This is a genomic window from Caballeronia jiangsuensis (genome assembly GCF_046030135.1).
GTDB lineage: Bacteria > Pseudomonadota > Gammaproteobacteria > Burkholderiales > Burkholderiaceae > Caballeronia > Caballeronia jiangsuensis.
This window is the reverse complement of the sequence record NZ_JAQQDB010000032.1, coordinates 28893-53647: the sequence shown is the minus strand read 5'-3', so window position 1 is coordinate 53647 and position 24755 is coordinate 28893. Positions and strand designations below refer to the sequence as shown.

Below are 24755 nucleotides of genomic sequence, written 5' to 3'. Positions count from 1 at the left end.
CGATTCGGTCATCAGGCGCGGTTGGCGCGGCGCAGCGCGAGACCGCCGAAGCGCGCGCGCGGCCGGACGATCAGCGGCGGATGGAACATCCGTGCGCCGAGCTGCCCCGCGATCCACGACAGCACGTTGCTCAGCACCAGATATGCGACAAGCACGACCGCGAACGTCTGGATATAGAGCAGCGTGCGCGAGTTGATCACGGTCGCGGTGCCGGTCAGTTCGGGCAATGCGATTGCGGACAACAGCGACGTGCCGAGCAACAGTTGAATCAGGTAATTGACGATCGCCGGATAAACCGCACGCGCGGCCTGCGGCAATACGATCTCCGTGAAAATCTGGCCGCGTTCGAGGCCGAGAATGCCCGCGGCTTCGAGCTGCCCGCGCGGCACCGACTGAATGCCCGCGCGAAACACCTCCGACAGATAAGCGCCGACGTTCAGCCCCAGCGCGATCACGCCGGCCCAGTACGCATCGAGCGAAATTCCCGCCGACGGCAAGCCGAAGAACACGATGAATATCTGCAGGAGAACCGGCGTATTGCGGATGATCTCGACGTAAGCCCGGGCGATGAACCGGATCACGCCGAGCGGCGACATGCTGGCCAGCGCCGTCAGCAGACCGAGCAGCACCGCCAGCACGAACGCGAGAAGCGTCACTTGCAGCGTCAGCCAGCCCGCTTTCAGGAACTCGGGGACATAGCCCCACAAGGTTAGCCACTTGTAACTCATATCAGCCTCCGCATCGTGCCGGTTTCATGCGATATCGACATCACGCCTTCCTCAGAACTGCGGGTTGAGCGGATAACGCGGATCGACGCCGAACCACTTCTTGTAGAGCTGCGCGTTGAGCTTCGACGCGTTGATGTTGAAGAGGAACAGATTCAGGTAATTGAGCCACGCCTGATCGCCGGCCTTCACGCCGAAGCCGTTGTATTCGAGCGGCACGAGGGCTTCGTTCGTCACGGTCAGTTCGGGGTCGAGCGTCGCCTGATACGCGAGGAAGTTGTTGTCCTCGATCATCGCGTCGGCCTGACCTTGCTTCACGGCGAGAATCGCGGCCTGCGAGCTGTCGTATTCCTGGATCTTGATCGGAATGTTCAGCGAGCGGACTTCGTCGCCGTTGGTCGAGCCTTTCACGGTCGCGATCGTACGGTTGCCCATGTCCTTCACGGACTGAATGCCGCTGCTCTTCTTCACGAGCAGCGCTTCACTCGCAACGACGTAAGGCGTCGTGAACTCGATGACCTTCGCGCGCTCCAGATTGCGCGTGAAATTGCAGAACACGACATCGACCTTGCTCGTCTGCAGGTTCGGAATGCGGTTCGCGCTCGTCGTGTTCACCACTTCGAGTTTCACGCCCATCTGTTTGGCGAGCTCCTTGGCGAGATCGACGTCATAGCCATCGGGCTGCCCGGCCTTGTCGTAGAACCCGAACGGCGCGAAGGTCAGGCAATCGCCGACACGCAAGGTCCCGCGCTGAAGCACCGCCTGAAGCGTCGAAGCAGAACCTGCCGCCGCGCTGCCTTCGGCCGGCGCGGAAACCTTGGTACATGCGGACAGCGCCAGCGCCCCGGCGATGACGAACAGCGAGACAGTTCTGGCGCCTATGTTCGAGAGTTTCATTTGCAGGTCCTGTTCTTGAGGAAGGAAATGACGGAACCGGTTCCAGACTCGTTCCGCATCGAAAATCGGGTTGTCGCTCGTTGTCCGGTATATCGGACAGGCATCTGGCTAATCGGAATGCAATGCAGTGTTGGATAAGAGAATTCCGCGCGCAAGCCGCCCGAACCCTAATTGCACGGATTTTTTTGTTCAGATACGGGCGAGTTAGCACGCACGTGCGCAACCATCACGGCGTTCCGTGATGGCGTCCATGCCCTGTGCGATGACTTCGGCTGCGAAACTACTGGCTCGCGCCCGCCCCGATCCCCGCCTTCTTCTGAGCGTTCTGCAAATCCTGGGGATAGTTGGGATCGTTCGCGCGGCCGGGGTTGTAGCCCGCGTCTTCGAGTTTCTTCAACTCGGCGTTCTTCTTGGCGCGCGCCTGTTTGCGGGCGGCCTTCTTTTCCGCTTTCGTCGTGGGTGCCGCTTGCGTCGCGTCAGTGGCGGTCGAACCGGTATCCTGAGCATAGGTAAGCGGAGTCGCGGATGCGCCCACAACGCCCATGATGAGTGACACAGCAATGCTTGCCAGCTTCGTTCTCACGGTGATTCTCCGTTCTGGAGGAGATGCGTTTCACGAAAGTATAGGGCGTTCGGGTCCACGCTGCGTCGTTGGAAGTCATCATGCGATACTCGTCGCACCACCCTGCCCGCTTCCATTCGCGACGGCGGCTTAACATTCCGGGATACCAACCGATGCAAATCATCGTCGATGCCGACGCCTGCCCCGCCGTCGTGAAAGATATCCTGTTTCGCGCAGGCCCGCGCATGAACGTGAACGTCACGCTGGTCGCCAATCAGTTCCTTCGCACGCCGCCCTCGCCCTGGATACGCGCGATTCAGGTGCCGGCCGGTTTCGACGTGGCCGATGCGCGCATCGTCGAGATGGCACAGGCGGGCGATCTCATCATCACGGCGGACATCCCGCTCGCCGCCGCGGTGATCGCGAAGGGCGCATTTGCACTCGATCCTCGCGGCGAATGGATGAGCACGGAGAACATCGAGGAACGGCTGTCGATCCGCGCGATGATGGATCAGTTGCGCAGCTCCGGCGTCCAGACGGGCGGCCCCGCGCCGTATGCGCCGCGCGACGGGAAGAATTTCGCCGCGCAACTCGATCGCTTCCTCGCGAAGAACGCTAGATAGCCAAGCCTCGCCCTTCCGAAATACGGAACAACGCATCGATCGACGTTGACGCTTCACTCGCGCGCGATGACATTGAGTGTTGACCGATAGAAAGGAGACGGCGCGAATCGCGCGCAGCGAAGTCATGAACGTTTCAAGTCACATGCCCGAGTCGGCGCGCTGGTGGAAAAGCCACGACGGCGTTCGTCTCGCCGGCGATGCCTGGGGCGACCCCGGCGGTGTCCCGGTCATCCTGCTGCACGGCGCGGGGCAGACGCGGCACGCCTGGCATCGCACTGGACGGCTGCTCGCGGATGCGGGCTATCACGCCATCGCGTTCGATGCGCGCGGCCACGGCGATTCGGACTGGCCCGCGGACGGCAACTACAGCCAGAGCGCGATGGTGCGCGATCTCGAATGCATCGCGGTATCGCTGGGCGCGCGTCGGCCCGTGTTGATCGGCGCGGCCACCGGCGGCGCGACGAGCCTGCTCGCCGTGGGCGAGAATTACGTCGATGCCCGCGCGCTGATTCTCGTCAACATCGCGCCGCAGACGGAAGCCGGCGGCGTCGCGCGCGTGCATTCGTTCATGCGGCAACGATCGCCGGAAGACTGCGACCCGTATTTCGTCGCATGGCCGCGAGACATGGCGCGGCGGCATCGGCGGCTCAGCGCGTGCGCGCGCAAGCTCGCTGTGCCCACGCTGCTGATGCGCGGCGAGCGTTCGGATGTCATCAGCGAGGAAGGCGCGAGCGAGTTTCTGGCGCTGTGTCCGCACGCCGAATACCTCACCGTGCGCGATGCGGGTCATCGCGTCGGAAAAGGCAATGACATATTCGGCGATGCGGCGCTGCGCTTCATCGAGCGCCGCGCGTGCGCCGAGCGGCCACGCGCGCGACGTCTCTACGAATGCGCATGAAAAAGGAACGACGATGAGCGCAGGAACCCGACTCGCGGGCGCACCGCAACCGACGCACATGTGGACCGGACCATCGGGCATCGCGCTCGCCGCCGATACGTGGGGCGATCCGGACGGCCCGCTCGTCATCCTGCTGCATGGCGGCGGCCAGACACGTCACGCGTGGGGCGAGACGGGCGCGCGGCTCGGCGAGGCCGGCTATTTCGCCGTTGCCTACGACGCACGCGGACACGGCGATTCGGGCTGGAGCCCGGACGGCGACTACAGCCTCGACGCGCTCGCGCAGGATCTGCAATGCGTGATTAGCGCGGTGAACGGTGCGCGACCCGTGCTCGTCGGCGCATCGCTGGGCGGCGCGACGAGCCTCGTCGCAATGGGCGAGCGCCTCGTCGATGCGAGCGCGCTGATCCTTGTCGATATCGTTCCGTACACGGAGCCCGCGGGCGTCGACCGGATTCGCGCATTCATGCGGCAGCGTCCCGAAGGCTTCGATTCGCTCGAAGCGGTGGCCGACGCCATCAGCGAGTATCGACCGTCGCAATCGCGCCGTCGCAATCCGGCGGGTCTCGCGAAGAACGTGCGGCTCGGCGACGACGGGCGTTATCGCTGGCACTGGGACCCGCGCTTCATCGAACGCCCGCTCGATATCCGCGGACGCCACGAACGACTGTCGGCGTGTGCGCGCGCATTATCGGCGCCGACCCTGCTCGTTCGCGGCGCAAGTTCCGATGTCGTCAGCGAGGAAGGCGTGCGCGAGTTTCTCGCGCTGTGCCCGCACGCGGATCATGTGAACGTCGCGGAAGCGGGGCATATGGTGGCGGGCGATCGCAACGACCGGTTCGGGCGCGTCGCGATCGATTTTCTGCTGCGCAGCGTGCCGGTCCGGGACCGGCACGGCTGAATCGCGTTCAGGACTGCGCGGCGCGGCGAATCATGTCGATGGCGGCCGGATTGTCGAGCGATGAAAGATCGCCCGGTGAACGCCCGCAATACACGCTGCGAATCACGCGCCGCATGATCTTCGAGCTGCGCGTCTTCGGCAACTGCTCGACGACGTGCAGCGCCGACGGACGGAACGGCCTTCCGAGCCGCGTATCCACGTGGCGCGCGACGGTCTGCTCCAGCTCCGTCTGCGACACGGGCGCGCCCGCCATCGGAATGACGAACACCACGAGCTTTTGCCCTTTGACGGGATCGTCCACGCCGATCGCGGCGGCCTCGGCGATCTCCGGCAATTCGAGCAGCACTTCCTCGATCTCGGCCGGCCCGACGCGCTTGCCCGCGAGCTTGATGGTGTCATCGGAACGGCCGAGCATGAACCAGTGACCGTCCTCGCGATGCATCGCGAGATCGCCGTGCACCCAGATGCCGGGTACCGTGCGCCAGTATGAATCGAGGTAACGCTCGTCGTCTTGCCAGAACGATTGCGTCATGCCGACGAACGGCGCGCGCACCGCGAGTTCGCCGATCGCGCCGACGAGCGTGTGTCCGTCTACATCGACGACATCCACGGCCACGCCCGGTGAACTCGTGTTGAATCCGCTCGGCACGATAGGCTTCACGACCACGCTCGACAGCAACGCGCCCGACACTTCCGTGCCGCCCGTGTAATTGATGACGGGGCGCTCGCCTCTGCCGAATGCGCGCTGAAACCAGACGAAGTGTTCCGGATCGATGCCCTCGCCCGCCGTGATGAGCAAGCGCACGGACGACACGTCGCCCTGCATCGCCACGTCGGCGTTGGCCGCGAGACCGCGAATGAGCGTCGGCGCCGAGCCGAAATGCGTGATGCAATGCCGCTCGATCAGACGCGACATGCGCGACCAGTCCGGAAAATCCGGCGCGCCGTCGTAGCAGACGAGCGTCGCGCCGCGCAGCAACGCGCTCGACATCACGAGGCTGCCCGCGATCCAGCCCATGTCGGCGGGCCAGCAGAACACATCGCCGGGCTTGACGTTGAAGTGCACCGCCGAATCGTGCGCGATCTTCATCGGAAAGCCGCCGTGCGTGTGCACTGCGCCCTTGGGCTTGCCCGTCGTGCCCGACGTGTAGATCACCATGAACGGATCGCCGGATGCCATCACTTCAGGCGCTGCACCCCGCGCCGCCGACGCGACCGCCGACCAGTCGACCACATTGCCGCGAAAGCCACGCGCTTCGTTGCCGTCCTTCCAGATCAGCGTGTCGATATCGGGCAGGCGCGTGAGCGCTTCGTCGACGAGCGCGCGCGCATCGACCCATTTGCCGCGCCGCGCAAAACCCGTGGTCGCGATGAGCGCGCGCGCCGTGCACGACGAGAGGCGCGAGACGATCGCATCGACGCCGAAGCCGCTGAAAAGCGGCACCGCGATGGCGCCGATCCACGACAGGCCGAGCATCGTCACGGTGGCTTCGATGCCGTTTTCCATCAGCAGGCCGACGCGATCGCCGCGTCTCACGCCCTGCGCCCTGAGGCCCGCCGCGAACGATGCGACACGCGCCTTCAACTCACTGAACGTGACGTTGTGCACCGAGCCGTCTTCGCGTTCCGCGACGACCGCGAGCCGTTCGGCGGTGGACGGATCGTCCGCCCACTTGAGCACAGAGTTGACCCAGTTGAGCTTGCCGCCGTCGAACCATTTCGGGAATTCCTTTCCCGCTGAGAGATCCGCATACGCGCGATACGGCTCGTCCCACACGATGCCGCAGTAATCGAGCACCGTCTTCCAGTAACGGTCCGGCTCCGCGCTCGCGCAGGCCAGCAGCGCGTCGTAATCCTGCACGCCGAGGCGTTCGATCAGCGCATTCACGTTCGACGTCGCGATGTCTTCGGCGCTCGGCCGCCACGCACTTTTCTGATGATCGTTCATTGCAATTCCATACCGATGAGATGAAGCCGGAAACCGGAACCTGGAACGAGGCCCGATCATTGTCGCTCCAATCCTGAGCGGCAGGGCAATGCCCGTCAACGCGGCACGCGAGCATGTTCCGTGCAACGAAACGGCATCGCGAACGCGCGCGACGCTCGCATAGGGCGCAACCCGCATATCGCATTCGACGTGCTATCGAAGTACGGAAATGTCTTTCGTCCTGCGTTGACGGAAGTATCGTGCGGCTCGCATCGTGCACGTACTTATCCGACATTCACATCGAAGGACGATTCATGAGACGAGCAGCCATTGTTGCACCCGTGCGAACGCCCGTCGGCGCGTTCGGCGGCAGCCTGCGCGGCGTACCGGTCGAAGATCTCACCCGGCCCGTGATACAGGCTGTGCTCGAACGCACGCGCATCGATCCCGCGCGCATCGACGATGTCGTGTTCGCGCAGTCGTATGCGAACGGCGAGACGCCGTGCATCGGCAGATGGGCGGCGCTCAATGCGGGTCTGCCGGTCAGCGTGCCGGGCATGCAGCTCGACCGACGCTGCGGCGGCGGATTGCAGGCCATCGTCACCGCCGCGATGATGGTGCAAAGCGGCGCCGCCGATGTCGTGCTGGCGGGCGGCGTGGAAAGCATGAGCAACATCGAGTACTACACGACCGACATGCGCTGGGGCAAGCGCTCGGGCTCGGTGCGCTTTCACGATCGGCTGGAGCGCGGCCGCGAGCGCTCGCAGCCGGAAGATCGCTTCGGCTATATCTCGGGCATGGTGGAAACCGCCGAGAATCTCGCGCGCGAATACGGCATCACGCGGGCCGAAGCCGATGCATTCGCGGCGTCGAGTCATCAGCGCGCGGCCGCGGCGTGGGAAGCAGGCAAGTTCGACGATGAAGTCGTGCCCATCGCGGTGCCGCAGCGAAAGGGCGACCCGCTCATGTTCACGCGCGACGAAGGCATTCGCGCCGACACGACCGCCGATTCCCTCGCCCGCCTCAAGCCGCTCATGAAGGACGGCGTGACGACGGCAGGCAACGCGAGCCAGCAGAACGACGCGGCGGCCGCGTGCCTGATCGTCGCGGAAGACAAGCTGGATGCGCTCGAACTTGCGCCGCACGGCTATCTCGTCGGCTGGGCCGCGGCGGGATGCGAGCCGGCGACGATGGGCATCGGCCCGGTTCCCGCCGTCGAAAGACTCTTCGCGCGCACGGGCTTTTCGTTCGATCGCATCGATCTGGTGGAACTGAACGAGGCATTCGCCGCGCAAGCGCTCGCCGTGCTGAAAGGCTGGCAATGGGACGACCGCGAACGGCTGAACGTGAACGGCTCGGGCATCTCGCTCGGGCATCCTATCGGCGCGACCGGCGTGCGCATGATGACCACGCTGCTCAACGAACTGCGGCGGCGCGGCGCGCGTTACGGCCTCGAAACCATGTGCATCGGCGGCGGTCAAGGACTCGCGGCGATCTTCGAAGCAGCATAAGCAACCGAACCTGAATCTGCACCGTTAGCGCGTTCGACAGTCTGACGGTGTCTGCGCATGTCCATTAATTCGTCATCCGAAATAAATTCCCATAACCAGCAGTCGAAGTCCTACAAAATCAAGGAGACACGTCAGTGAAAAGGCATCTTTTGTCGGTCGCGGTAATCAGCAGCGTTGCGGGCGCGGCGCACGCGCAAAGCAGCGTGACCTTGTACGGTCTCGTCGATGCGGGCGTGAACTACGTCAGCAACGACAACGGCAAAGCAAACTGGACGATGACGATGGGCGTACTGCAAGGCAACCGCTTCGGCTTCAAGGGCGTGGAGGATCTCGGCGGCGGAACCCGCGCGGTATTTCAGCTCGAAAACGGCTTCACCGGCGGCGGCGCGCTCGCGCAAGGCGGACGTCTCTTCGGACGGCAAGCATGGATGGGCATCGCCAACGATCGCTTCGGCTCGCTCACGATGGGCCGTCAATACGATTCCATCGTCGAATATATTCAGCCGTTGAGCGGCATTCCCTATACGGGTCTCGCGCATCCGTTCGACAATGACAATATGGACAACTCGTTTCGCGTGAACAACTCCGTCAAGTACACGAGCCCGAACTTCGGCGGTCTGAAGTTCGGCGGCATGTACGCGTTCAGCAACACCGCGACGACGGACAACGGCTCCGGCTTCGCGACGAACCGGCTGTGGAGTCTCGGCACGAGCTACACGCAAGGCAGGCTGTCTGTGGGCGCGGCGTATATGCATCTGAATGCGCCGAATGCGAATACGACGGGCGCGATCTCGGGCGATTACATCAACGTGACGACAACCTCGCCGCTGCATGCCGCCGGCCTCACCGGCGCGGTGATTCGGGAGGACGTGGCCGCGGCGGGCGTGACGTATCAGCTCACGCCTGTCACGCTCGGCTTCGTGTATAGCCACTCCAAGTTCTATTCCGCGAGCGATTCGCTCCGCTTCGACAACTACGCGGCGACGGCAAGCTGGCAGATCACGCCCGCGTTCATTCTCTCCAGCAACTACACCTACACGAACGGCCAGGCGCACAACTCGGATCTGAAGCCTCGATATCATCAGGCCGAGCTGATCGCCGATTACTTCCTCTCGAAACGCACCGACGTGTATCTGCTCGGCGCATGGCAGCATGCGGTCGGCGACGCGCCGGTCGCATCGATCGCGCCGGATACGTACGGCACGGGCGGCACATCCGCGCCCGATGCATCGACCACGCGCAATCAGGTGCTCGTGCGGCTCGCGATGCGTCACAAGTTCTGATCGGCTCGTTCATGCCGGCGCACGCGATGTGCGCCGGCATGTTCAGATCGGCGGCGATTCCGGCTCGTTGGAAAAATGATGTTGACGGATGCGCCACGCACCGTCGATCGATGCGATGACGAGCGTCGTGCGCAAGCGCGCTTTCGACGTCTTGTTCCCGGCAAGAGAGAATGTGAATTCGCCGTATCCCTGTGCGAGAAAGCAGTCCGGCGCCAGACGAATGAACTTCTGATCTGTCAATGCGAGCGTGGCCGATTCGATCACGCCACAGTAAGAAGCGAAATACGCGAGGATGCCCGCTTCTCCGACGGACTGCCCTTTTCGTCCGCCGAAGAACAACGCGTCCGGCGCATAGAGCGCACCGAATGCATGCACGTTCCAGTCGCGCGCCGCCGCGTTCCATGCGGCTTCGACTTCGCTTAGAACGTCTGCTGCGATCCACTCGCTCATCACGCGATTCTCATCGTCAGGCGGCGCGGCGCGGGCGGGAACAGATGCCACGCGCCGTCGGCATGTTTGAAGAAGCAGATCGCGACATCGCCGCTGGCGTCGCGGGCTTCGACCTGCACGCATCGCAGCCGCTCGCCGCGATGAATCGAGCGTACACGAAACGGAATCGCCCGGTTGGGTGTGATCCAGCTTTCGACGGCATCACGCAGGGACTTTCGCGCGGACATCATGTCATTCTCCTTACCCGCGCGCTTCACGCAACATGTTGCGCGCGATGACCAGTTGCTGCACCTGCGTCGTGCCCTCGAAGATGCGGAACAGACGCACATCGCGATAAAAACGTTCGATGCCGTATTCGCTCATGTAGCCCGCGCCGCCGTGAATCTGCACCGCGCGATCAGCGACACGCCCGCACATCTCCGATGCGAACAGCTTCGCGCACGATGCCTCCGTGCTCACGTTCAGACCGTCATCGCGACGGCGCGCGGCATCGAGAACCATGCAGCGCGCCGCATAGAGTTCGGCGCGGCTGTCCGCGAGCATCGCCTGCACGAGCTGAAACTCGCCGATGGCCTGGCCGAACTGCTTGCGCTCGATCGCGTATTGCACCGTGTCGTCGAGCATGCGCTGCGCGACCGCCACGCAGATCGCCGCGATATGGATGCGCCCTTTGTCGAGCACTTTCATCGCGGTTTTGAAGCCCTTTCCCTCCACGCCGCCGATCAGATTCGCGGCGGGCACGCGGCAGTTTTCGAAGATCACGTCGCACGTATGCGCGCCACGTTGCCCCATCTTCTTGTCGCGCTTGCCGAACCCGATGCCCGGCGTGCCCGCCTCGACGATGAACGCCGAGATGCCGCCGGAAGTCTTGTCCTCGGGATCGGTGCGCGCCATCAGCGTGAAGATGCCCGCTTGCGGCGCGTTGGTGATGTAGCGCTTCGTCCCGTTGACGACGTAGTGATCGCCGTCGCGTATCGCGGTGGTGCGCAGCGAGGCCGCATCGGACCCGGCTTCCGGTTCCGTCAACGCGAACGACGCGATGAGCTCGCCGGTCGCGAGACGCGGCAGATACAGCGCCTTCTGTTCCTCGGTGCCGTCGAGCAGAATGCCCTGCGAGCCGATGCCCACCGTCGTGCCGATTAGCGAGCGGAACGCGGGCGATGCGCGGCCCAGCTCGAACATCGCGATCACTTCTTCTTCCATCGTCAATTGCAGGCCGCCGTACCCTTCGGGAATGGTCAGCCCGAACAGGCCCATCTCCTTCATGTCGCGAACGATGTCCTGCGGAATCTCGTCGCTCTCGGCCACGCGCTCCTCGTTGGGGATCAGGCGTTCACGAACGAAACGCGCGATGTTGTCGCGCAGCACGTTCATCGTTTCGGTATCGCGAATCATGGTCTTCAGTCTCTCCGGATGCTTCTGTGATGTGCTCATGCTGCGATTCGCGAGGCACCTGCGTCAACGGCATGTGAAGGCACGTTCCGTACTTCGATTGCGCCTCTTCCGCGCGTGCGCCGTGTTTCCCCGCGTGATCCTTTTCGATGTACGGAATGTCCTCGCGCATCGCGTTGACACGTATCGGCCGCGCGCTTCATCGTCGAAGTCAGGCAATCGGGATTCAACGGAGACGCATATGACGAGCAGGATGATGGAAGGCAAGGTGGTGGTCGTATCGGGCGCGGGCGGCGGCATCGGCCGCGATATCGCGCTGCTGATGGCGCGTTACGGCGCGCGCGTGGTGGTCAACGATATCGGCGCGTCGCTCGAAGGCACGGGCCGCGACAGCACGCCGGGCGAGCGCGTCGTCGATGAGATTCGCGCGGCGGGCGGCGAAGCCGTATCGAACACCGACAGCGTCGCGGAAAACGGCGCGGGCGAGCGCATCGTCGAACAGGCGCTCGATGCGTTCGGGCGCATCGACTGCGTCGTGAACAACGCGGGGATTCTGCGCGACCGCTTCTTTCACAAGATGTCGGACGAAGAATGGGATGCCGTGCTGAAAGTGCATCTGTACGGCAGCTTCAATCTGAGCCGCGCCGCCGCGAACCGCTTCAAGGATCAGGAGAGCGGCACGTTCGTCCACATGACATCGACCTCGGGGCTGATCGGCAATCTCGCGCAGGCCAACTACAACGCGGCGAAGATGGGCATCGCGGGGCTTTCGAAATCCATCGCGCTCGATCTCGGCAGGTTCAAGGTGCGCTCGAACTGTATCGCGCCGTTCGCCTGGAGCCGCATGGTCAGCTCCATTCCGACCGACACGCCCGAGCAGGCGGCGCGCGTCGAAAAGATCAAGCAGATGACGCCCGCGAAGATCGCGCCGCTCGCGGTCTATCTCGCCAGCGACGGCGCGCGCGATGTGAACGGCCAGATCTTCACCGTGCGCAACAACGAAATCTTCCTGATGAGCCAGCCGCGCCCCGTGCGCTCCGTGCATCAGAGCGAGGGCTGGACGCCCGAATCCATCGCGGAGCATGGCATGCCAGCGCTGAAGTCCTCGTTCGTGCCGATGGACCGCTCCGGCGATGTCTTCAGCTGGGACCCGGTGTGACGCGACGGAGACTGACTTGGCGATCGATTATCAGAAACTGAAGAACTGGCCGTTCGACGACGTGCACCAGACCTACACCGAGCGCGATAGCGCTTTGTATGCGTTGAGCGTTGGCTTCGGCGTCGATCCGCTCGACACGCGCGCGCTGAAGTTCACCTACGGCCCGGAGATGACCGTCGCGCCGACGATGGCCGCCGTGCTCGGCTTTCCCGGCCAGTGGATGCGCAACCCAGAGAGCGGCATCGATTACGTGAAGGTCGTGCATGGCGAGCAGCGCGTGACGCTCATGCGGCCCTTGCCTGCTGCTGCGACGATCATCGGGCGCACGCGCGTGCAATCGATCGTCGACAAGGGAGAAGGCAAGGGCGCGCAAGTGCTGATGTCGCGCGATGTCATCGATGCGTCGAACGGTGAAGTGCTGGCGCGCGTCGAGCAGTTGAACTTCTGCCGCGGCGATGGCGGCTTTACCGCGCGCGGTCAGCCACACGATGCGCCGCTGCCCGCGCCTTCGGCCGTGCCGGAAACGCAGGCGGATATCGACTGCGATCTGCCCGTGCGTGCGGAAGGCGCGTTGCTGTATCGGCTGAACGGGGATGTAAATCCGCTGCATGTCGATCCCGCGACGGCGCGTGCGGCCGGCTTCGAGCGCCCCGTGCTGCATGGACTGGCGACGTACGGCGTCGCCGGTCACGCGATTCTGCGCGCGGTGTGCAGCTACGAGGCAACGCGCCTCAGGATGCTCTACGCGCGCTTTTCGTCGCCGGCGTTTCCGGGCGAGACGATACGCGTCGAAATATGGCGTCAGTCAGGAACGGCGCTGCGCTTCCGCGCGCGATCGGTGGAACGCGACGTCGTCGTGCTCAACAACGGCGAAGCTGAAATCACCGAAGCCTGAGCGCAGCGCGTGCCCGATTCCATCGGGCACGCGCGTCGATCACATGTTCGGATAGTTTGGCCCGCCGCCGCCTTCGGGCGTCACCCACACGATGTTCTGCGTGGGGTCCTTGATATCGCACGTCTTGCAGTGAACGCAGTTCTGCGCGTTGATCTGCAGGCAGTCCTCCTGCGCATCGTTCTTCACGAATTCATACACGCCAGCGGGACAGAAGCGCGCTTCCGGGCCCGCATACGTGCGCAGATTGATATCGACCGGAATGCGCGCATCTTTCAGCGTGAGATGCGCGGGCTGGTTCTCTTCATGATTCGTGTTCGAGATGAACACCGACGACAATCGATCGAACGTGAGCTTGCCATCCGGCTTCGGATACGCGATCGGCGTGCACTGCGAAGCGGGCTTGAGCGTCTCGTGATCCCAATGCCGATGATGCAGCGTCCACGGCGCGTTGCCGCCCAGCACCTTTTGCTCGATGCCCACCATCAACGTGCCGAGGTAAAGTCCCTTGCTCATCCATTGCTTGAAATTGCGCGCGCGATACAACTCGTCGTGCAGCCATGAAGCCTTGAACGATGCCGGATAAGCGGCGAGTTCGTCCGAGCGCCGTCCGGCCTGCACCGCATCGAAGGCGGCGTCGGCGGCGAGCATGCCGGTCTTGATCGCCGCATGCGAGCCCTTGATGCGCGACGCGTTGAGAAAGCCCGCATCGTCGCCGACGAGCGCGCCGCCCGGAAACACGAGCTTCGGCAAGGACATCAGCCCGCCCGCCGTGATCGCGCGCGCGCCGTACGACACGCGCTTGCCGCCTTCGAGAAACGTGCGGATCGCGGGATGCGTCTTGTAGCGCTGGAATTCCTCGAATGGCGAGAGATACGGATTCGAATAGCCGAGTCCGACGACGAAGCCGACCATCACCTGGTTGTCGTCGAGGTGATAGAGAAACGAACCGCCGTACGTGTCGCGATCGAGCGGCCAGCCCGCGGTATGAATGACGAGACCGGGCTCGTGCCGCGCGGGATCGATCTCCCACAACTCCTTGATGCCGATGCCGTACACCTGCGGATCGGCGCCGTCGCGCAGCCTGAAACGCTCCGATAGCTGCCGTCCGAGATGACCGCGCGCGCCTTCGCAGAACAGCGTGTACTTCGCGTGGAGTTCCATGCCGAGCTGGAAGTTTTCGGTCGGCTCGCCATTCCGGCCGACGCCCATGTTGCCCGTCGCGACGCCCTTTACCGAACCGTCATCGTGATAGAGCACTTCGGCTGCGGGAAAGCCCGCGAATATTTCGACGCCCAGTGCTTCCGCATGCTGACCGAGCCAGCGCGTGAGATTCGCGAGGCTGATCACGTAATTGCCGTGGTTCCTGAAGTTATCCGGCAGCGCCCAGTTCGGCACGGAACGCGCGCCGGATTCGGACAGGAACAGAAAGCGGTCTTCCGTCACGGCGACATCGAGCGGCGCGCCTTGCGCCTTCCAGTCGGGGATGAGTTCATCGAGCGCGCGCGGGTCCATCACCGCGCCCGACAGGATATGCGCGCCGATCTCCGAGCCTTTTTCCAGCACGCAGACGCCGAGTTCGACGCCCTGCTCCGCCGCGCGCTGCTTGAGTCGAATCGCGGCGGACAATCCGGCAGGACCGCCGCCGACGATCACCACGTCGTAGTCCATCGATTCGCGCGGACCGTATTGTTCGAGGACATTCGTTTGAGACATGAGCTTCGACTTCCCGATACATGAAGACTTCACGCCACGCCGAGTTCGCGCAGCGCCTGAATTTGCGCGTCGCCGTAGCCGGCTTCGTGCAGGATCTCCGTCGTGTGCTCGCCGATGGTCGGCGGCCGCGATTCGATCGAAGGCGGCGTGCGCGACAGCATCGCCGGCGATACGACGATCGGCGCCTTGCGCGCCAGCCCCGGATAATCGACCCAGTCGAACGCATGCGAAGCGTGGATCGCCGGATCGTCGAGCGCCTCGCGCGGCGAATAGACGGGGCCTGCGGGAATGCGCGCCGCTTCGAGCGCGGCGAGCGCTTCCTCGCGCGTGCGCGACGCACACCACGCCGACATCATCTCGCTCAGCGCCGCGCCGTTTTCGCCGCGCCGCAAGTCGTCGGTGAAACGCGGATCGTTCATCAGCGCGGGATCGCCGATCATGCGCACCCAGCGCCTGAAAAGCGGCTGACCGATCACCTGCACGATGATCCATCCATCGCGCGTACGGAAGATGTCCGACGGTCCGTGTATCGGGCTGCGATTGCCGGTCGCCTGCCGGTCGATGGACAGCACCGCTTCCTCGATCAGCGCGCCGCTCGCGAACATCAGCGCGGTTTGCAGCAACGACGCTTCGACCACCTGCCCCTTGCCGCTCGTGCGCCGTTCGTAAAGCGCCATCACGGTGCCGAGCGCGCACGACAGCGCGGTCGCGAAATCGACGACCGGCACCATCGCCTTGGCCGGACTTTCCGGCGTGCCCGACATGTAGACCGCGCCGCTCATCGCCTGGCCGACGCCATCGAAACCGACGCGATTCGCCGCATCCGCATGCGACCCGAACGCGGACGACGCCGTGAGAATGATGTCCGGTTTGATCGCGCACAACGACTCGTAATCGAGGCCGAGATTGGCGAGCGTCGCGGGCGGCATGTTGGCGATGACGACGTCGGCGTCGCGAATCAGCCGCTTCACGACCTCGCGGCCCTGAGGATGATCGATGTCGAGCGTGATCGAACGCTTGTTGCGGTTCGATTGCAGAAAGAACGCGCCCTCGCCGCTTTCCGTGACCGGCATGACGAAGCGGTCTTCGCTGCCGCCGACGCGATCGACGCGGATCACTTCGGCGCCGAAATCCGCGAGCAGCGCCGCGCAAAAAGGCCCTGCGATATAGCGCCCGAAATCGAGAACGCGAATGCCTTGAAGAACCTTGGCCATGTCGTGTCGTCCTCTCAGGCGCTGCGTGCGGGCGAAACCGGCGTGGTCACCGGGAACGCGGGCGCGCGCTTCTCGCGGAACGACGCCACGCCTTCGCGCACTTCCGCGCCGCCGAAGCCGAACATCTCCAGCGCGAGCGATGCATCGAATGTGGGGCCCGCCTGACGCAGCCAGTTGTTCAGCGCGTACTTGGTCAGCCGCACCGCCGAAGGCGCGCCGTTCACGAGGCGCGTGGCGATGGAAAGCGCGGTGTCCTGAAGCTCGACATCGTCCACGGCGAGCGATACGAGTCCGATCTGTTCCGCCTTCTCGCCGCTCACCGGCTCGCACAGCATCAGGTGATACTTCGCCTTCGCCATGCCGCACAAGAGCGGCCAGATGATCGCCGCATGATCGCCCGCTGCGACGCCGAGGCGCGTATGCCCGTCGACGAGTTTCGCGGAACGCGCCGCGACCGATATATCCGCGAGCAGCGCCGCGACCAGTCCCGCGCCGACGGCCGATCCGTGTATCGCCGAGACGATCGGCTTCGAGCAGTTGATGATGTTGTAGACGAGATCCTTCGATTCGCGCCACACGCGCACGCGCGCATCGAAGGAGTCGATCATTTCCTCGACCATGTCGAAGTCGCCGCCCGCCGAGAACGCGCGGCCCGCGCCGCACAGGATCACGGCGCTCGTTTGCGCATCTTCATCGACATCGCGCCAGACGCGCGCGAGTTCGTCGTGGCCGCGCGCATCGAGCGCGTTGAGCCGTTCCGGGCGATTCAGCGTGATGCGCAGCACGCCGCGCGCGGGACGATCGAATGCGAGCGCACGATACGACGCATAAGACACGTTGGACTTCGTATGCTCCGACATGGATTCTTCCTTTCTCTCTGGAATTCGTTGAACCCATCGTGACGACCGCGACCGATAGCGTCAACGCGATGCGCCGCGTTGTTCCGTACGTCGAAACCGGCTCTGCTGCGCGGTGTCTCGCGCGTGAGTCGAAGCGGATTCCGAAGTACGGAATCACGGCTCGCAATCGACATCCGCGAGCAGTTCGGTGAGCCTGTGCCCGGCTGCGTGAAGCGCGGGAATGGCGCGCTTGCGGATCGCGGTCATGTCGGGTTCGAGTTCGACCGCGCCGCAGTTGAGCGACATCAGCGTGCGCGTGCGTCCCACCGTCAGCGGCAACGCGATGCCGTACGCATTGCGCTGATATTCGCCGACGGCCATGCAGACGCCCGTCGTGCGCAGGTCCTCGAACGCGGTGTCGAGATTCTTGCGCACGACGTCCGCGTTCTTGCCCGGCGTCGCGAGAATCGCGGCGATGCGTTCGCGGCGTTGCGCTTCGGGCAGCGCGTACAGATGCGCGCGCCCGACCGAGGTCGTTTCCATCGGCAGCAAGGTGCCGACGCCAAGCCGCAACGTCGCGATCCGCGCGCTCGTTCTGCACGCGATATACAGCATGTCGAGATGATCGGGCACCGCGAGCGCGACGCACAGTTCGAGCTTGTCGGCGAGTGTCTGAAGAAACGGATTGACGAGACGCGTGACGGGGCTCGCTTCGAGATAGGCATGCCCGATGCTCAACGCGCCCGCGCTCAGCTCGAACTGCCGCCCGCCGCTCACGCGCCGGAGAAAACCGATGCGGATCAGCGTCGCGGTGATACGCGACACCGTCGCCTTGGGAAAGCCGGTGCGGCGCACGAGTTCCGCGTTCGACAAAGGCGCACGGTCGGCGCGAAACGCGCGCAACACTTCGAGCCCGCGTTCGACGGTCAGCGTGACGGGCGTGGTATCGGCTGGGGTGGTCATCGTCGCCTCAATCGTCGAAAAGCACCTGCTCCTGCAGATGCTGCGCCGCGGCCACGAGACGCGGCCCGAGTTCACGTTCGACGCGCGCGCGCCCGAGTTTCGCGCTCGGCCCGATGCACGCCAGCACGAGCGGCGTCTGATCGCGAATCACGAGCGGCGCCGCGACGATCGCGAGATCTGGCTCCCATTCGCCGAGCGACGTGCAATAACCCGCGTTATGCGTCTGCGAAATGCCTTCGCTGATGCGCCGCCGCAAATGCGGCCAGTCGCGCCCCGCCCTGCGCTCGACATTGCCCAGCAGATAGAAGCGTTCGAGTTCGGGCAGCGCGGCGAGCAGCGCCCAGCCCATCGGCGATGACGCGATGCGCAGCCGCGCGCCCGCATGAAGTTCGAGATCGATCGTCGCAGGCTTGCTCGCGCATGTTTCGAGGACGATCACATCGAGACGGTCACGCGCGGCGAGCACGACGTAGGTTCCGCTCGCATCGGCGAAGGACTGCATCTCGAGGCGCGCGAGCCGCTGCACGCTCGAATGCGCGATGGCCGCATAGCCGAGCGCAAGAACGGATGCCGCGAGCCGGTATTTGCGCTGCGCCGGCGAATAATGCAGATACCCGAGCGCCACCAGCGAACGCGCCATGCGCGACACGGTCGGCGCGGGGATGCCTGTTTCGAAGACGATTTCCTGATTGCCGAGCCACGGCTCCTGCGGCGTGAACGCGCCGAGTATCGCGAGGCTGCGGGCGAGCGGCACGACCATCGCCGCGCCCGTCTGCTCGCGCGACGCATGCGCGCTGTCCGACAGCGCCGAATCCCAACGCGTCTGATGTGCTCCGGCATTGCGGCTCGGCTGCGTCGACATGATTCACTCCTTCTTCATGCGTTCGATTACAGGTTTTCGCGTCGAGAACGTCAACCGGTTGGCGAATGTGTTCCGTACTTTGGAAGGTTCATTTTCCCTGCGAAATGTCGTTCAAGCAGCGTGCGCCGAACGCTCGTTCGGCAGCGAACGCTTTTCGATGTATGGACAGTCCCGTCGCGTCACGACAATTTACCTAACGTTTGTTACCCTATCGCGTGTTCGGTCAAGCGACCATCGGGTAATGCCCTCGTTCAGTATCTGCAAACGCTTTCAAACTACGGAACACGGACGCTCGTGGCGTGGACATCGCATGAAGAAGCCGCTTATCGTGAGAACAGCATACGAGGCGAACACATGACGATTCCACACGACGACGTCACGCGCGAAGAGATTCATCATCGCCAGATCGACATGCGCGGATACCGGCGCGGCGATGGGCTGTTCGAAGCGAGCGCGATTCTCATAGATTCCAAGTCGCACGATTTCACGCCGCCCGGCGGTGCGCGCACGGCACGCAGCCATACGCCGATTCACGACATGGGCGTGACGCTCATCTTCGACGCGGACATGATCGTGCGCGACGTGCGCACGTTCATGCGCGCGCATCCCTACGATACGTGCCCCGGCGGCGGCGATTCGCTGCGTGCGCTGATCGGCCTGCGCATCGGCGCGGGCTGGAACGGCGAGGTGCGCAAGCGTCTGCCATCGTGCGACACGTGCACGCATCTGAAGGAACTGCTCGGGCCGCTCGCGAGCACCGCATTTCAGACGATGGTGGGACTGCGGCCATCGGCATTGAACGACCGCGACAGCAACGGCCAACCCGTCAAGATCGACAGTTGCCATGCCTACGGCGCGACGCGCGATCTCGTGAAACGTCTATGGCCCTACCATCACACGCCCACATGAATCTCTCCGCGCTGATCCGCCCCGGCGATACCGTCATGTGGGGCCAGTCCCACGCCGAACCCGTCACGCTGATGCGCGCGCTCGTCGAAGAGCGGCATCGCATCGGGCGTGTGCGGCTCTTTCTCGGCATCGGCCTCTCTGACGTGCTCGCGCCCGAACACGCCGACGCCTTCGACTTTCTGGCGTACTGCGGCAGCGGCTCCAACCGGACGCTCGCGCGCGCGGGCGTTCTCGATATTCTTCCCGCGCACTATTCGCAGCTTCCGAAACTCGTGCAGAGCGGTGCCTTGCGTGTCGATGTCGTCATGCTTCAGGTATCGCCGCCCGATGCGCTCGGCCGCCATTCGCTCGGCCTCGCGCGCGAATATCTGGTCGAAGCGTTGAAGGGCGCGCGCACGATCATCGGCGAAGTGAATCGCGACGTGCCCTGGACACATGGCGGGCCTTATCTGCGCGAATCGGACTTCGATCTGCTGGTCGAATCGGATGCCGCGTTCGCCAACCCGCCCGCGAGCGCGCCGGGTCCGGTCGAAATTGCCATCGGGAAAAACGTGGCGAGTCTCATCGAAGACGGCGCGACCTTGCAGACCGGCATCGGCGCCATTCCCGACGCGGTGCTCTCGCAACTGATGGACCGCCGCGATCTCGGCGTGCACACGGGCAGCATCGGCGACGGCATCGCGACGCTATGCGAAGCGGGCGTCGTCACGAACGCCAGGAAGGCGGTCGATGCGGGCGTCTGCGTGGGCGGCGTCATCATCGGCTCGGCGCGCGTGCGCCGGTTCGCGCATCGCAATCCCGCGTTGGAACTGCGCGGCACCGCGTACACGCACGACGCGAACGTGCTGCGGAGATTCGATCGTTTCGTCGCGATCAATTCCGCCGTCGAAGTCGATCTGACCGGGCAGGTGAACGCAGAAGTCGCGGCAGGCACGTATGTCGGCGCGGTCGGCGGCGCCGGCGATTTTCTGCGCGCGGCGCAGGCGAGCCGTGGCGGCGTGCCGATCATCGCGATGCCGTCGACCGCGGGCAAACACAGCCGCATCGTCACGCGACTCGCCGGACCCACGACGATCCCGTGCAGCGACGCCTGCGTGATCGTCACGGAATACGGCGTGGCCGACCTGCGCGGACTGTCCCTCGCGCAGCGTCTTTCGCGCATGATCGATGTCGCGCATCCCGATCATCGTGAAGCGCTGGAGCGCGAAGCGCGCGACGCGTCATTGCGCGTCATCGTGGCGCGTTGATTCGTCGCGCGGCTGATCGAGCAATTGCTGCATCAGCGCGCGCGTGGTCGGACTCGGGCTGCGGCCGCGCGGCGTCGCGATATGAATTCTGCGCACGGCCCACGGCTCCGCCAGTTCGATCACCGAAACGCGGTTCAGCAGTTCGTGGCCGAGAAAGCATTCGGGCTGCACGGTCACGCCGAGACCCGCCTGCACCAGACTGATCGCGACGCCCGCGCTGCGCACGCAATGGCGCGGCTCGAATTCCGTGCCGAGACGGCGGGCCGCCGCGCGAAACGCGCCGAGCATCGCATCGACGGTGACGAGTTGTTCCGGCAGCAATTCCTTGAACGTGACGCTGGAATGCGCGCTCAGCGGATGCCCTTGCGGCACGACCACGACCATCCGGTCATGCCGATACGGCGTGACATCGACGCCGCCGAGATCCAGTTCGTGCGCCGCCGCGAAAAGCCCGATATCGGCTTCGCCACGCGATACGGCGTGAATGATCTCGGCATTTTCGAGTTCGCGCAGGACGAGATGCACGAGCGGATATTCGCGGCTGAACTCGCCCAGCTCGCGCGACAGAAACGGCACGTACACCGAACGCGCCGACGCGACCGTCAACTCGCCCTGCATGCCTTCCGTGAACGCGGCGATCTCGGCGCGCATGTCTTCGAGGCTGCCGAAAATCGTGCGGATATAGCGCGCGAGCACGTTGCCCGCCGGACTTGCGACGACGCCTTTCGGGCTGCGTTCGAGCAGCTTGACGCCGGCGATGTCCTCGAGGTCCTGAATGCGCTTGGTCGCCGTCGATGCGGCGATGTTTTCGCGGATCGCGGCGAGGCCGATCTGTTGTTCCTCGACCGCGGAAAGAAAGAGCTTGAGCGTGAACAGATCGACCTGACGGATCAGGTGAAGCCGGTTGAAGGTTCCCATGTCTCCTCTCGCGCATCGCCGATGCGCTCATTGTGCGCTCTTTACAGGCGCTTTCTACTGGTGAACTTTCAGCAAGGCCTCCAGCCGGTCGTTGTCCGCGCCGATATCCCGCGCCGCGTGCAAGGGCGGCGGCCGCTTGCCTTCGAACGACAGCGGCAGCCCGACCAGACCGATCTCGTCGTCCGGCGGCGTTTCGATGATGCCGAGCGCCTTCGTCTGCGCGTGATGCACGAGTTCGTCGGTGGTCTGAACCGGCGCGACCGGCAGGCCCGCCGCCTGCAGGCGCGCCTGCCAGAACGCGCGCGTTTCCCGCGCGAGCCGCGCGCCGATCAGGCCGTCGATCTCCGCGCGATACTTCAGCCGCGCCGCGTTGGTCGCGAAGCGCTCGTCGCGCGCCCATTCGGGATGATCGAGCGCGGCGCACAGCTTCGCGAAGAGCGCATCGTTGGCGGCGCTGATGATCAGATAGCCGTCCGCCGCCGGATAAGCCCGATGCGGCACGATGAACGCGACGCCCGAGCCGTGCCGTGCGCCGAGTTCGCCGTCGGCGCTGTAATTGGCGATGCCGACCGACATCCACGCGATCGCCGTCTCCAGGAGCGAGCTGCTGACGCTCGCGCCGCAATGCTTCGCCTGTCGCCGGTAGAGCGCCGCGAGAATGCCGATCACGGCCCACATGCCGGTGCCGAAATCGACGATGGACACGCCCGCGCGCACCGGCGACTGCCCTTCCTCGCCCGTGATGCTCATGATGCCGGAGAACGCCTGCATCAGCGGATCGTAGCCGGGCAGATCGTTGAGCGGACCGGTGTGTCCGAACGCGCCGATCTCGCAATGGACCAGTTCGGGCTTGGTCACGCGCAGGCTGTCGGCGTCGAGGCCGTAGCTCGCGCTCGTGCCCGGCCGCAGGTTATGGATGAACACATCGGCATGTTCGGCGATGAGCTGATGCAGCATACCGAGTTGCGCCTGATCCTTGATATCGATGCTGATGCAGCGCTTGCCCCGGTTGATCGCATGAAACGCGGCGCCGCTGCCCTTCCATGTGCTCGGCCCCCAGCCGCGCGAGGAATCGCCGCTCGGCCGCTCGACCTTCCACACTTCGGCGCCGAGCGCGGCGAGAATGCGGCCGCTGAACGGCGCGGAGGCGCTGTCGCTCAACTCCACCACCACCACGCCCGACAAAGGCAGGTCACGTAGCATGTTCGTTCTCCGGTTGTGCCCGTTGCGCGGCCCACGCGCCGCCGGACAGCAAGATGGCTTCGATCTCGTCGCGCGAAAAGCCGTATTCGTCCAGCAACTGCACGGTGTGCTCCCCGAGGCGCGGCGCGGGATGACGCAACGCGGGCGCGCTCTCGCTCCACCGCTGGGGAATGCCGATGCTGCGCAGCCTGCCTTCCGACGGATGCTCCTGCTCCTCGAAGAAACCGATCTGCTTCATGTGCGGATCGTCGAGCAGCGTCGCGGGCGTGTTCATCTCGATGACGGGAATGTCCGCTTCCACCAGCAGCTTCATCCACTGCGCAGTCGTCTTCGTTTCGAACGTGCGCGCGAGAAACGCGTACAGATCGGCGATATGCTGCGTGCGTCCGTGGATGTCGGCGTAGCGCGGATCGTCGGCCATCTCCGGATGCCCGGTCAGCACGAAAAAGCGCCGCCAGTGATGATCGGCATAGACGTTCACGCCGATGTAGCCATCCAGCGTGCGATACGGACGGCGGTCGCCGTTCATCATGCGCGCGTAGCCCCAGTCGCCGATCGGCGGCACGAAGGTATGGCCGTAGAGATGATCGCCCATCACGAAGTGCGCGAAGGTCTCGAACATCGGCACCTCGACTTCCTGACCGACGCCGCTTTTCTCTCGTCGATACAGCGCCATCGATACCGCCGAACACAACGCCATGCCGACGACGCGATCCGCGATCGCCGTCGCCACGTATTCGGGCTCGCCGCTCTTGCGCGCCTGCAGCACCGGCATGCCGACGCCGGCCTGAATCAGATCGTCGTAAGCCGGGCGATCCGCATACGGGCCGTTCTGCCCGAAGCCGAACGCGCCGCAGTACACGATGCGCGGATTCACCTCGCGCACATCTTCGTATGCGATGTTAAGCCGCGCCATCGATGCGGGCCGCAGGCTGTAGATCACCACATCGGCCTGCCGGATCATGCGTTGCAGCGCCGCCGCGCCGCGCTCGTGTTTCAGGTCGAGCACGATGCTGCGCTTGTTGCGGTTCAGATGCAGAAAGATCGCGCTCATGCCGCGATGCCTGCACGGTCCGACACCGCGCGTCGTGTCGCCTTCGCGCGATTCGATCTTGCACACGTCCGCGCCCATGTCGGCGAGCAGAAGCGATGCGTACGGCCCCATGAAATTCGACGTGAGATCGAGAATGCGCACGCCGTCGAGTGGTCCTGCCATGACGTCTCCTCCAGCTTGTTCGTTATCGGTCGGACAGGACGAAGACCGGCATCTTCTGCGCGCCGCGTTCGACGATGCGCATCGTCACGCTCTCGCCGATGCGCACGGCGTCCGGTTCGGCATCGATCTGCGAGAACAGATAGTAGCCTTCGTCCATCTTGATGAAGCCGACTGTGTACGGCGTGATCGATGCCCACACGGGCGTCGGGCCGCGCATGATCGTGCTGTGCGACCAGACTTCGCCGCGCCCTTGCGAGCGTTCCCAGCCGAGCGATGGCGAACCGCAATGCGGGCAGTACGAATGCGCGGGCCACACCGCCTGCGCGCAATCGGCGCAGCGCTGAAACGTGAGTTCGTTCCCGGAGAGCGCGGCCCAGTACGGTTCGGCATCCGGAAGGCGGTAGGGTTGCGGCCAGCCTTGCGCTGAAATGGCTTCTGTCATGTGCGT

General features: G+C 64.5%; 25 protein-coding genes. 9 read left to right on the top strand and 16 right to left on the bottom strand.

The annotated features are described in order from the left end of the window. Positions 1-11 precede the first annotated feature (11 nt). The 3 genes from PQR08_RS27940 to PQR08_RS27930 all read right to left on the bottom strand — a co-directional run bounded on the left by PQR08_RS27940 (position 12) and on the right by PQR08_RS27930 (position 2166). Complete coding sequence (locus PQR08_RS27940; RefSeq protein ID WP_250487524.1) at positions 12-728, bottom strand: amino acid ABC transporter permease; 717 nt, start codon at positions 726-728, stop codon at positions 12-14. Positions 729-779: 51 nt separating this feature from the next. Beyond that, the gene (locus tag PQR08_RS27935) at positions 780-1622 is read right to left on the bottom strand and encodes an ABC transporter substrate-binding protein (RefSeq protein WP_250487525.1); all 843 of its coding nucleotides are present in this window, start codon (positions 1620-1622) and stop codon (positions 780-782) included. Positions 1623-1902: 280 nt separating this feature from the next. After that, positions 1903-2166 carry a DUF4148 domain-containing protein gene (locus PQR08_RS27930; RefSeq protein ID WP_187609277.1) on the bottom strand — a complete coding sequence of 88 codons (264 nt, stop codon included), beginning with the start codon at positions 2164-2166 and terminating at the stop codon, positions 1903-1905. 191 nt (positions 2167-2357) lie between these two features. On the opposite strand from PQR08_RS27930, the gene PQR08_RS27925 reads away from it, so the two are divergent. The 3 genes from PQR08_RS27925 (at position 2358) to PQR08_RS27915 (ending at position 4606) form a co-directional block, all read left to right on the top strand. After that, the gene (locus PQR08_RS27925) at positions 2358-2807 is read left to right on the top strand and encodes a YaiI/YqxD family protein (protein ID WP_238211517.1); all 450 of its coding nucleotides are present in this window, start codon (positions 2358-2360) and stop codon (positions 2805-2807) included. 124 nt (positions 2808-2931) lie between these two features. Continuing rightward, positions 2932-3705, top strand: coding sequence for an alpha/beta fold hydrolase (locus PQR08_RS27920; RefSeq protein WP_250487526.1), 774 nt, complete (start codon positions 2932-2934; stop codon positions 3703-3705). A gap of 13 nt (positions 3706-3718) precedes the next feature. Next, positions 3719-4606: an alpha/beta fold hydrolase gene (locus PQR08_RS27915; RefSeq protein ID WP_250487527.1), complete on the top strand. Its 888-nt coding sequence runs from the start codon at positions 3719-3721 to the stop codon at positions 4604-4606. A 7-nt stretch (positions 4607-4613) separates the two neighbouring features. On the opposite strand, the gene PQR08_RS27910 is transcribed toward PQR08_RS27915, so the two are convergent. Next, positions 4614-6554, bottom strand: a complete 1941-nt coding sequence (locus PQR08_RS27910) for an AMP-binding protein (protein WP_250487528.1) — start codon at positions 6552-6554, stop codon at positions 4614-4616. A gap of 293 nt (positions 6555-6847) precedes the next feature. Here PQR08_RS27910 and PQR08_RS27905 point away from each other — a divergent pair, with 293 nt between their 5' ends. Together PQR08_RS27905 and PQR08_RS27900 are read left to right on the top strand one after the other, a co-directional pair. Then, positions 6848-8044 carry an acetyl-CoA C-acetyltransferase gene (locus tag PQR08_RS27905; RefSeq protein WP_250487529.1) on the top strand — a complete coding sequence of 399 codons (1197 nt, stop codon included), beginning with the start codon at positions 6848-6850 and terminating at the stop codon, positions 8042-8044. 134 nt (positions 8045-8178) lie between these two features. Beyond that, on the top strand, positions 8179-9327 hold the full coding sequence (locus PQR08_RS27900) for a porin (RefSeq protein WP_250487530.1): 1149 nt from the start codon (positions 8179-8181) through the stop codon (positions 9325-9327). 42 nt (positions 9328-9369) lie between these two features. On the opposite strand, the gene PQR08_RS27895 is transcribed toward PQR08_RS27900, so the two are convergent. The 3 genes from PQR08_RS27895 to PQR08_RS27885 are packed head-to-tail and all read right to left on the bottom strand — an operon-like array spanning position 9370 to position 11172. Further along, positions 9370-9777, bottom strand: a complete 408-nt coding sequence (locus PQR08_RS27895; RefSeq protein WP_250487531.1) for a YybH family protein — start codon at positions 9775-9777, stop codon at positions 9370-9372. Continuing rightward, positions 9777-10007 carry a hypothetical protein gene (locus tag PQR08_RS27890; protein WP_238289537.1) on the bottom strand — a complete coding sequence of 77 codons (231 nt, stop codon included), beginning with the start codon at positions 10005-10007 and terminating at the stop codon, positions 9777-9779. The genes PQR08_RS27895 and PQR08_RS27890 overlap by 1 nt, the downstream gene beginning before the upstream one ends. 10 nt (positions 10008-10017) lie before the next feature. Next, positions 10018-11172 carry an acyl-CoA dehydrogenase family protein gene (locus PQR08_RS27885; protein ID WP_250487561.1) on the bottom strand — a complete coding sequence of 385 codons (1155 nt, stop codon included), beginning with the start codon at positions 11170-11172 and terminating at the stop codon, positions 10018-10020. Positions 11173-11422: 250 nt separating this feature from the next. Here PQR08_RS27885 and PQR08_RS27880 point away from each other — a divergent pair, with 250 nt between their 5' ends. Beyond that, positions 11423-12328: an SDR family oxidoreductase gene (locus tag PQR08_RS27880; protein ID WP_371883195.1), complete on the top strand. Its 906-nt coding sequence runs from the start codon at positions 11423-11425 to the stop codon at positions 12326-12328. Between the two features lie 16 nt (positions 12329-12344). Further along, positions 12345-13223 carry a MaoC/PaaZ C-terminal domain-containing protein gene (locus PQR08_RS27875; protein WP_250487532.1) on the top strand — a complete coding sequence of 293 codons (879 nt, stop codon included), beginning with the start codon at positions 12345-12347 and terminating at the stop codon, positions 13221-13223. 39 nt (positions 13224-13262) lie between these two features. Here PQR08_RS27875 and PQR08_RS27870 read toward each other — a convergent pair whose 3' ends face one another. The 5 genes from PQR08_RS27870 to PQR08_RS27850 all read right to left on the bottom strand — a co-directional run bounded on the left by PQR08_RS27870 (position 13263) and on the right by PQR08_RS27850 (position 18814). After that, the gene (locus PQR08_RS27870) at positions 13263-14936 is read right to left on the bottom strand and encodes an electron transfer flavoprotein-ubiquinone oxidoreductase (RefSeq protein ID WP_250487533.1); all 1674 of its coding nucleotides are present in this window, start codon (positions 14934-14936) and stop codon (positions 13263-13265) included. A gap of 29 nt (positions 14937-14965) precedes the next feature. Continuing rightward, positions 14966-16150, bottom strand: a complete 1185-nt coding sequence (locus tag PQR08_RS27865) for a CaiB/BaiF CoA transferase family protein (protein WP_238289546.1) — start codon at positions 16148-16150, stop codon at positions 14966-14968. A 14-nt stretch (positions 16151-16164) separates the two neighbouring features. Further along, positions 16165-17010, bottom strand: a complete 846-nt coding sequence (locus tag PQR08_RS27860; RefSeq protein WP_250487534.1) for an enoyl-CoA hydratase/isomerase family protein — start codon at positions 17008-17010, stop codon at positions 16165-16167. A 153-nt stretch (positions 17011-17163) separates the two neighbouring features. Further along, positions 17164-17952: an IclR family transcriptional regulator gene (locus PQR08_RS27855; RefSeq protein ID WP_250487535.1), complete on the bottom strand. Its 789-nt coding sequence runs from the start codon at positions 17950-17952 to the stop codon at positions 17164-17166. Between the two features lie 7 nt (positions 17953-17959). Further along, positions 17960-18814 carry an IclR family transcriptional regulator gene (locus PQR08_RS27850; protein WP_250487536.1) on the bottom strand — a complete coding sequence of 285 codons (855 nt, stop codon included), beginning with the start codon at positions 18812-18814 and terminating at the stop codon, positions 17960-17962. Between the two features lie 354 nt (positions 18815-19168). Here PQR08_RS27850 and PQR08_RS27845 point away from each other — a divergent pair, with 354 nt between their 5' ends. Beyond that, the gene (locus PQR08_RS27845; RefSeq protein WP_250487537.1) at positions 19169-19723 is read left to right on the top strand and encodes a DUF2889 domain-containing protein; all 555 of its coding nucleotides are present in this window, start codon (positions 19169-19171) and stop codon (positions 19721-19723) included. Then, on the top strand, positions 19720-20970 hold the full coding sequence (locus PQR08_RS27840) for an acetyl-CoA hydrolase/transferase family protein (protein ID WP_250487538.1): 1251 nt from the start codon (positions 19720-19722) through the stop codon (positions 20968-20970). Before PQR08_RS27845 ends, PQR08_RS27840 begins: the two co-directional genes overlap by 4 nt. Here the strand turns inward: PQR08_RS27840 and PQR08_RS27835 are convergent. The 4 genes from PQR08_RS27835 to PQR08_RS27820 are packed head-to-tail and all read right to left on the bottom strand — an operon-like array spanning position 20944 to position 24749. Beyond that, positions 20944-21888, bottom strand: a complete 945-nt coding sequence (locus PQR08_RS27835) for a LysR family transcriptional regulator (RefSeq protein ID WP_238211498.1) — start codon at positions 21886-21888, stop codon at positions 20944-20946. The two genes, PQR08_RS27840 and PQR08_RS27835, sit on opposite strands and share 27 nt — an antisense overlap. A 54-nt stretch (positions 21889-21942) precedes the next feature. Beyond that, positions 21943-23091 carry a CaiB/BaiF CoA transferase family protein gene (locus PQR08_RS27830; RefSeq protein WP_250487539.1) on the bottom strand — a complete coding sequence of 383 codons (1149 nt, stop codon included), beginning with the start codon at positions 23089-23091 and terminating at the stop codon, positions 21943-21945. After that, on the bottom strand, positions 23081-24307 hold the full coding sequence (locus tag PQR08_RS27825) for a CaiB/BaiF CoA transferase family protein (protein ID WP_250487540.1): 1227 nt from the start codon (positions 24305-24307) through the stop codon (positions 23081-23083). Before PQR08_RS27825 ends, PQR08_RS27830 begins: the two co-directional genes overlap by 11 nt. 22 nt (positions 24308-24329) lie before the next feature. Beyond that, positions 24330-24749 carry a Zn-ribbon domain-containing OB-fold protein gene (locus tag PQR08_RS27820; protein ID WP_250487541.1) on the bottom strand — a complete coding sequence of 140 codons (420 nt, stop codon included), beginning with the start codon at positions 24747-24749 and terminating at the stop codon, positions 24330-24332. Between the last annotated feature and the right edge of the window lie 6 nt (positions 24750-24755).